Below are 1,229 nucleotides of genomic sequence, written 5' to 3'. Positions count from 1 at the left end.
CCGGCGACCGGCGAAGTCGTGGAAACGTATCCGACTGCCACTGACGAGCAGATCGTCGAGGCGCAGGATCGGAGTGCGGCGGCGTTCACCGGTTGGTCGGAGACCACGGTGGCGGAGCGTGCCGCGATCCTCACGAGGGTTGCGGACATCTATGGTGAGCGTTCTGATGAGCTCGCGGAGATCATCAATATGGAGATGGGTAAGGCCATCCCGGAGGCGAAGGGTGAGATCAAGCTGTGTCAGCTGATCTACCGCTATTTCGCTGATCATGCTGAGGCGTTCATGGCGGATGAGCAGCTGCGTGGGACCAGTGAGGGCGAGGAGGCCTTCGTGCGGCGTAAGCCGGTGGGTTCGCTGCTGGGCATCATGCCGTGGAATTTCCCGTATTACCAGGTGGCGCGTTTCGTGGCTCCGAATCTGGCGCTGGGCAACACGATCCTGCTCAAGCATGCGCCGCAGGATCCGAAGTCGGCGGCTGTGATGGAGGAGATCTTCCATCAGGCGGGTGTGCCTGCGGATGCGTATATCAATATCTATGCGACGAATGAGCAGGTCGCGGACATCATTCTGCCGTCGCCGAAGAATCAGGGTGTGTCGGTGACCGGTTCGGAGCGTGCCGGTTCCGCGGTCGCTGCGGAGGCGGGTAAGAACCTCAAGAAGGTCGTTCTGGAGATGGGTGGTTCGGATCCGTATGTGCTGCTGGACTCGTCGGATGTGAAGAAGTCCGCGAAGACGTTCTTCCAGGCGCGGATGGGCAATAACGGGCAGGCGTGCAATTCGCCGAAGCGGATGATCGTGATGGAGGACATCTACGATGAGTTCGCGTCGGAGTTGACGAGTCTTGCGAAGGCTGCGATTCCTGAGGATCCGTCGTCGGGGGATACGGGTCTGTCGCCGTTGTCGTCGCCGGCTGCGCGTGAGCGCTTCATGGAGCAGGTGGATGCGGTGAAGGCTGGTGGGGCGACGGTGCTGGCCGGTGGTGATCGTTATGAGACTGCTGGTTCGTATGTGCAGCCTGTGGTGTTCGAGGGTGTGGAGCCGGGGATGCGTGGGTATCACGAGGAGTTGTTCGGTCCGGCGTTCATGTTGTTCAAGGTCGGGTCTGATGAGGAGGCTGTGACGTTGGCGAATGACACGCCGTTCGGTCTGGGTTCTGCGGTGTTCTCTGATGATCTGGAGCGTGCGGAGCGTGTGGGTTCGAAGATCGAGGCGGGGATGGTGTTCCTGAA

1 protein-coding gene is annotated in these 1,229 nt (G+C 60.7%); it reads left to right on the top strand.

Annotation, left to right across the window (positions count from 1 at the left end):
* The coding region (locus BJEO58_RS14740) for an aldehyde dehydrogenase family protein (protein WP_101590203.1) at positions 1 to 1,229 on the top strand (1,229 nt) is incomplete at both ends.

This window comes from Brevibacterium jeotgali (assembly GCF_900169175.1).
Taxonomy (GTDB): domain Bacteria; phylum Actinomycetota; class Actinomycetes; order Actinomycetales; family Brevibacteriaceae; genus Brevibacterium; species Brevibacterium jeotgali.
Note: the sequence above shows the minus strand (reverse complement) of the source record. Positions and strands in the feature narration are given on the sequence as shown.